At 68.9% G+C, this 7,368-nt stretch carries 5 protein-coding genes; all 5 read left to right on the top strand.

Annotation, left to right across the window (positions count from 1 at the left end; genetic code table 11):
* On the top strand, positions 1-1,737 hold a 1,737-nt coding region (locus tag VFG33_RS00930; protein ID WP_325021296.1), incomplete at its 5' end, for a glutamate synthase-related protein.
* Positions 1,737-3,203, top strand: coding sequence for a glutamate synthase subunit beta (gene gltD, locus VFG33_RS00925; protein ID WP_325021294.1), 1,467 nt, complete (start codon positions 1,737-1,739; stop codon positions 3,201-3,203). The genes VFG33_RS00930 and gltD, both read left to right, overlap by 1 nt.
* A 231-nt stretch (positions 3,204-3,434) precedes the next feature.
* The gene (locus VFG33_RS00920) at positions 3,435-4,982 is read left to right on the top strand and encodes a metallophosphoesterase family protein (RefSeq protein WP_325021292.1); all 1,548 of its coding nucleotides are present in this window, start codon (positions 3,435-3,437) and stop codon (positions 4,980-4,982) included.
* Between the two features lie 114 nt (positions 4,983-5,096).
* Complete coding sequence (gene pyk / locus VFG33_RS00915) at positions 5,097-6,539, top strand: pyruvate kinase (protein ID WP_325021290.1); 1,443 nt, start codon at positions 5,097-5,099, stop codon at positions 6,537-6,539.
* A gap of 105 nt (positions 6,540-6,644) precedes the next feature.
* Positions 6,645-7,368, top strand: a 724-nt coding sequence (locus VFG33_RS00910) for an MFS transporter (protein WP_325021288.1), incomplete at its 3' end; no start/stop codon positions are given.

Raw genomic sequence — 7,368 nt, 5'->3', positions numbered from 1 at the left:
GCCTCCGGCCGCTTCGGCGTGACGATCCACTACCTGGTCAACGCCGACCAGCTGCAGATCAAGATGGCCCAGGGCGCCAAGCCCGGCGAGGGCGGCCAGCTGCCCGGGCACAAGGTGTACCCGTGGATCGCGAAGACGAGGTACTCCACGCCGGGCGTGGGTCTCATCAGCCCGCCGCCGCACCACGACATCTACTCGATCGAGGACATCAAGCAGCTCATCTACGACCTGCGCTGCGCGAACCCGCGCGGCCAGGTGTCGGTGAAGCTCGTCGCCGAGGTCGGCGTCGGCACCGTCGCCGCGGGCGTGTCGAAGGCGAACGCCGACCACGTGCTCATCTCCGGCCACGACGGCGGCACCGGCGCCTCGCCGCTGACCTCGCTCAAGCACGCTGGCGGGCCCTGGGAGCTCGGCCTGGCCGAGACCCAGCAGACGCTGCTGCTGAACGGGCTGCGCGACCGGATCGTCGTGCAGACAGACGGTCAGCTCAAGACCGGTCGTGACGTGGTTGTCGCGGCTCTGCTCGGCGCGGAGGAGTACGGCTTCGCCACGGCACCGCTCGTGGTGTCCGGCTGCATCATGATGCGTGTCTGTCACCTCGACACCTGCCCGGTGGGCGTCGCGACCCAGAACCCGGTACTGCGTGAGCGGTTCGCCGGGAAGCCGGAGTTCGTGGTGAACTTCTTCGAGTTCATCGCCGAGGAGGTCCGCGAATACCTGGCGGAGCTGGGATTCCGGACCCTGGACGAGGCGATCGGCCACGCCGAAGTACTGGACATCCACCGCGCGGTGGACCACTGGAAGGCGGACGGGCTCGACCTGACGCCGATCCTGCACGTGCCGTCGCTGCCGGAGGGTGCTTCGCTGCACCAGACCGTGCTGCAGAACCACGGCCTCGACAAAGCGCTCGACAATGAGCTGATCCGGATCTGCCGGCCGGCGATCGAGTCCGGCGAGCCGGTGCGCGCGCAGTTGCCGATCCGGAACGTGAACCGGACCGTCGGGACCATGCTCGGCCACGAGATCACCAAGAAGTACCGCGCCGCGGGGCTGCCGGACGGGACGATCGACCTGACCTTCACCGGGTCGGCCGGCAACTCGTTCGCCGCCTTCGTCCCGCGCGGGGTGACGCTCCGGCTCGAGGGCGACGCCAACGACTATGTCGGCAAGGGTCTGTCGGGTGGTCGCGTGGTGATCCGGCCGGACCGGAACGCACGCTTCGACGCGGCCGACCAGATCATCGCCGGCAACGTCATCGCGTACGGCGCGACGTCGGGCGAACTGTTCATCAGTGGTGGCGCGGGGCAACGGTTCTGCGTGCGGAACTCCGGCGCCACCGCCGTGGTCGAGGCCGTCGGCGACCACGCCTGCGAGTACATGACGGGTGGTCGCGTCGTGGTGATCGGCGCGGTCGGCCGGAACTTCGCGGCGGGCATGTCGGGCGGCGTGGCCCATGTGCTCGACCTGGACCGCGCGCTGGTGAACCCGGAGCTGGTCGACCTGCTCCCGCTCACCAGCGAGGAGTCCGACCTGTTGCAGGACCTGGTTCGCATCCACCACGAGGAGACCGGTTCGGAACGGGCGGCCAAGCTGCTCGCAGATTGGGAGGCCGCAGATTCGCGGTTTACAACAGTGATGCCCCGCGACTACGCCCGGGTGCTCGCAGCCAAGGCGGCTGCCGAGCGGGACGGGCTGGACGAGGACGCCACCACGCGAGCGATGATGGAGGCCCTCTGATGGCTGACCCGAAGGGATTCCTGACCACTCCGCGCGAGGTCGCGGAACGCCGTCCGGTGGCGGAGCGCGTGCAGGACTGGAAAGAGGTCTACCCCGGTGGGGTCGGCAAGGCGTTGCTGCCGATCATCAGCGAGCAGGCCGGGCGCTGCATGGACTGTGGCATTCCGTTCTGCCATTCGGGGTGCCCACTGGGCAACCTGATCCCGGAGTGGAACGACCTGGTCTGGCGCGACGACTGGTCCGGTGCGATCGAGCGGCTGCACGCGACGAACAACTTCCCGGAGTTCACCGGCCGGCTCTGCCCGGCACCTTGTGAACCGGCCTGCGTCCTGGGGATCAACCAGGAGCCGGTGACGATCAAGAATGTCGAGGTCGCGATCATCGACAAGGCCTGGGAGTCGGGCGATGTCAAGCCTCAGCCGCCGGAATGGCTGACGGGCAAGACGATCGCGGTTGTCGGCTCAGGCCCGGCCGGTCTCGCCGTCGCCCAGCAGTTGACCCGGGCGGGTCACACTGTGGCGGTGTACGAGCGGGCCTCGGCGCCCGGCGGGCTGCTGCGGTTCGGCATCCCCGAGTTCAAGATGGAGAAGATCCAGGTCGAGCGCCGGATCCAGCAGATGAAGGAAGAGGGCACCGTCTTCCGCTCCGGCGTCAACGTCGGCGTGGACGTCACCGGGACCCAGCTGAAGCAGCGGTACGACGCCGTCGTGATCGCGACGGGTGCCACCGCGGCCCGGGACCTGCCGGTACCGGGACGCGAGTTCGGCGGCATCCACCAGGCGATGGAGTACCTACCACAGGCGAACAAGGTCGCGCTGGGGGAGACGGTCGAGAACCAGATCGTTGCCACTGGCAAGGACGTGGTGATCATCGGTGGTGGTGACACGGGGGCTGACTGCCTCGGTACTGCGCACCGCCAGGGTGCCCGCAGTGTCACCCAGCTGGAGATCATGCCGCGCCCCTCGGAAGAGCGTCCGGATGCGCACCCCTGGCCGACGTACCCGATGATCTATCGGGTCGCCTCGGCGCACGAGGAGGGCGGCGAGCGGGTCTACGCCGTCTCGACGAACAACTTCGTGGCCGATGCCGAGGGCAACGTTTCTGGTCTGGACCTGATCGAGGTGGAGCTCGTCGAAGGCAGGTTCACGCCCGTGCCCGGGAGCGAGCGCACCATCCCGGCGCAGCTCGTCCTGCTCGCGATGGGCTTCCTCGGCCCGGAGCGGGAGGGGTTCCTGGAGCAACTCGGTGTGGACCTGGACGAGCGCGGCAACGTGAAGCGGGACAAGTCCTACCAGACCTCAGTAGACGGCGTCTTCGCCTGCGGCGACGCCGGCCGAGGCCAGTCCCTGATCGTCTGGGCCATCGCCGAAGGCCGCTCGTGCGCAGCCGGAGTAGACACCCACCTGACCGGCAACTCCACCCTCCCCACCCCCATCCCACCCACCGCCCGCCCCTTGGTGGTGTGAGGCAACGACGCGCCCGTTCGTACAGGCTGCCTGTACAAACAGCCCGCGTTCATGCGCCCCGTTTTGTCCGCGAGGCAGCGGTCCCCTGGCCGCTGCCTCTGCAGGCGGACAAAACGGGGCGAGTGAACGCCACGGATGGTTGGGCGCCGACGTTCGGCAGGCGTATCGCAGTACGAGAAACGCCGCGTTACCTGGTGCGAGGCCTTGAAGCGGGGCAATAGGTTGGGGCTCGTGTCTCGACGGCTGGTGACCCACGCCCGGCTCCGCAAAGCGGCGCCCTGGGCCGGGCTGGTGCTGCTCTGGTTCGTGGTGTCCGCCGTCGTCGGCGTGCTCGGATTCGTCAACGACTCCGAGCGCGTCACGATCGGTGCCCACGCCGCGCAGGTCTCGCCGACCTTCGACAACCACGCCACCCTCGACCTTGGTGCCGTCCTCCCGCGCCTGCGGCTGCAGACCGACCTGCCGGTGGGGCTCGGCATCAACATCGACGTCCAGGAGACCGACGCCGACAACCTGACCGACCTGCTCAACCGCGACGCGCTGATCGCCAGCCAGCCCGACGGTGAGATCGCCCGGATCCGCCAGGTGATCCAGGAGATGGCCGTCGACGACGCGGTGGCCGGCGCGGGCTCGGGCCTGCTCGTCGCCGTCGTGGTCGCGACCGCCTGGGCGATGCTCGGCCGACGCCGTCGCCGCGAGCTGTTCGCCCTGGTCCATTCCTCGGAACGCCGGGTCCGGCACCGGGCGATCGTGGTGCTCGTCGCGATGCTGATCACCATCGCCTCGATCTTCGGCCCCGGCCGGATGCGCGAGGCCGAGGTCCCGCCGACCGAGTGGCGCCCGCTCGCCGACCTGCTGCCCGAGCTCTCCTTCGACGAACGGCTGAAGAACGTCGAGGTCGCGTCCGGCTTCTCCACCAGCGGCGGTGTCGGGGTGATCCGGACCGCTGTCCAGACGTACGAGCGGTCGACCGAGTTCTACGGTCAGCTGCGCGACCGGGTCAGCCGGGTGGGAGGCCGGATCCACCAGGCGGCCGAGGGGGAGACCGTCGCGCTGCTGGTGTCGGACCGGCACGACAACATCGGGATGGACCCGTTCGCGGCTGAGGTCGGCAAGGTGGCCGGCGCCAAGGTCCTGATCGACGCCGGTGACGACTCGTCGTCGGGTCAGTCCTGGGAGGTGTTCAGCATCAACTCGCTGGCCCAGCACTTCAAGGACCTGAAGGTGGTCGCGGTCGCCGGCAACCACGACGCCGGCGGGTTCATCGAGGACGCGATGCGGAAGAACAACTTCACTGTGCTGGACAGCAAGCCGGTCGAGGTCGAGGGGATCCGCTTCCTCGGCGACAGCGATCCGACCCGGACCGGGCTCGGCAGCGCCGACACCCCCGGCGAGGAGACGACCGCGGAGCAGTCCGCCAGGCTCGCGGAGATCGCTTGCGAGCAGCCCGAGGACAAGCCGATCTCGACGCTCGTGGTCCACGATCCGGCGTCGATGCAGGACACCGCGAACCGCGGTTGCGCCTCGCTGCTGCTGTCAGGGCATCTGCATCGCCAGGTAGGACCGGAGACCAAGGTGGTCAACGGGAAATCGGTGACGACGTACACGAACGGCACCACCGGGGGAGCGGCGTACGCGTTCGCCCTCGGGTACACGTTGCGCCGCCCCGGCGAGGTCACCCTGGTCACCTACGTCAAGGGCGAGCCGGTCGGTCTGCAGACCGTCACGGTCGAGCTGACCGGCGAGGTCACGGTCGGCACGTACACGCCCCTGGCTTGATCAGCCGCTGCCTGACTGATCAGGCGCTGCGCTCACTCGACACAAGGTGTTAACCGTTCAGTAACGGGGGCGGACCAGCTAGCGAGTGGTCTTGTAGGAGTAGGGTTTTGTGACGTGCGTCGCGCAAAGATCGTTTGTACGCTCGGCCCGGCTACGGCCGCCCCCGAGCGCGTCCTGGAACTCGTCCAAGCAGGTATGGACGTCGCACGGCTGAACTTGAGCCACGGCGCCCACGCCGAGCATGAGCGCATCTACCAACGGATCCGTACCGCAGCGGCCGAGACCGGCAAGAACGTCGGGATCATGGTCGACCTGCAGGGACCGAAGATCCGGCTGGCCGAGTTCGCCGAGGGAAAGGCCACCCTGACCTACGGCGAGCGCTTCACCATCACCACCCGGGAGGTCCCCGGTGACTCGACCATCTGCGGTACGACGTACGACGGGCTGCCGGGTGACGTCAAGCCGGGCGACCAGCTGCTCATCGACGACGGCCGGATCGCCCTGGTCGCCGAGGAGGTGACCGAGACCGATGTGGTCTGCCGGGTCGTCGTCGGCGGACCGGTCTCCAACCACAAGGGCATCAACCTGCCCGGTGTGTCGGTCAGCGTGCCGGCGATGTCCGAGAAGGACGTCGAGGACCTGCGCTGGGCCCTGCACCTGCCCGCCGACATGATCGCGCTGTCCTTCGTCCGCGACGGCAGCGACATCCAGCTGGTGCACAAGATCATGGACGAGGAAGGTCACCGGGTACCGGTGATCGCCAAGATCGAGAAGCCGCAGGCGGTCGCCAACCTGGACGAGATCATCGAGGCCTTCGACGGCTTCATGGTCGCCCGCGGTGACCTCGGCGTGGAACTCCCGCTGGAGGAGGTCCCGCTGGTGCAGAAGCTGATCATCGACCAGGCCCGGCTGAACGCGAAGCCGGTGATCGTCGCCACCCAGATGCTGGAGTCGATGATCTCGGCCCCGCGGCCGACCCGGGCCGAGGCGTCCGACGTCGCGAACGCGGTGCTCGACGGCGCCGACGCGGTGATGCTGTCCGGTGAGACCAGCGTCGGCCGGTTCCCGATCGAGACGGTCAAGACGATGTCTCGGATCGTCGCGTCGACCGAGCAGCATGGTCTCGGCCGGGTCGCGGAGATCGACTGGGAACCGCGGACCAAGGGTGGCGTGATCGCCAAGGCGGCCGCGGAGGTGGCGGAGGCACTCGAGGCGAAGTACCTGGTCGCCTTCACCCAGAGCGGCGACACCGCGCTCCGGCTGGCTCGCTACCGCACCGAGATCCCGGTGCTCGCGTTCACGCCGGTCCCGTCGGTGAGCGCCTGGCTCAGCGTCGTCTGGGGGATCGAGACCCACATCGTCCCCACGGTCGATCACACCGACGAGATGGTCCGCCAGGTCGACCAGCGCCTGCTGGAACTGGGCAAACTGGAGAAGGGCGACCTGGTCGTCATCGTCGCCGGCAGCCCACCCAGCATCCCCGGTTCCACCAACGCCCTCCGGGTGCACCGCATGGGCGACGCCATCACCGGCGTGGCCCCCGGCTACCGCACCTGATCCCTCGAGCCTGAGAGCTCTCCGCCCCCTGCGCCGGGCCCGTCCGATCGGGTCCGGCGCTTTTCGGCCGCTTATCTGACACGTTTGTGTTGTTACGATGCCGGCATGACGTCGCCGTCCGCTGCTTCGCCACGTACCCGGATGAACGAACTCGCCGCCGCCCTCACCCGCGGGCCGGTCGAGGTGCTCGACTTCCTGTTGCCGCTCTGGGCCGGCGCCTCGCTCGGTGCTTCACCCGCCCAGGTCGGCCTGCTGACGGCCGTCGAAACCCTGACCTCCTTCGCCGCCCGCCCGATAGCGGGCGTGCTCGCCGACCGGTTCGACCGCGGCCGCCTCGCCTCGGTCGGCGCCGCGATCTACGCGTGCTCCTTTGTCCTGTACGCCGTGACGCCGGGTCTCGCGCTCGCGTATCCCGCCGCAGTGCTGGGTGGAGTCGGCGGTGCGTTGTTCTGGGTGGCGCTGAGGGCACGGGTGGGGGAGGGACTGGCTGACGACGACGCGGCGTACGCGAAGCTTTTCGCGGCCGAGGGGACCGGGACGTGGATCGCGTTCGTCGCGGCGATGACGTTGGTGACGCGGGTCGACTATCGCGGGGTGTTCGCGATCGCCGGTGGTGCTTGTCTGGTTGCCGCGGTCGTGCTCGGTCGTCGGGACGGCGTGCGGCCGGTTGATCGTGGTCGAACGCCGGGGCTGCGGCAGGTCGGTCAGAGGATGCGTCCGATGCTGGTGCTGGTCGCGGTGACCGCGACGGCCGAAACCGGTGTGGCGTTGCTGCTCCTGCTGCATCTGCAGCGCGGTCATCAACTGGAGCTCGGCGAGATCGCGGCCG

Origin of the sequence: Kribbella sp., assembly GCF_035687465.1 — a bacterium.
GTDB lineage: Bacteria > Actinomycetota > Actinomycetes > Propionibacteriales > Kribbellaceae > Kribbella.
Note: the sequence above shows the minus strand (reverse complement) of the source record. Positions and strands in the feature narration are given on the sequence as shown.

Bases quoted from the DNA above. Each gene is read 5' to 3' on its own strand.
- gltD (WP_325021294.1), top strand. From the start codon at position 1,737: ATGGCTGACCCGAAGGGATTCCTGACCACTCCGCGCGAGGTCGCGGAA.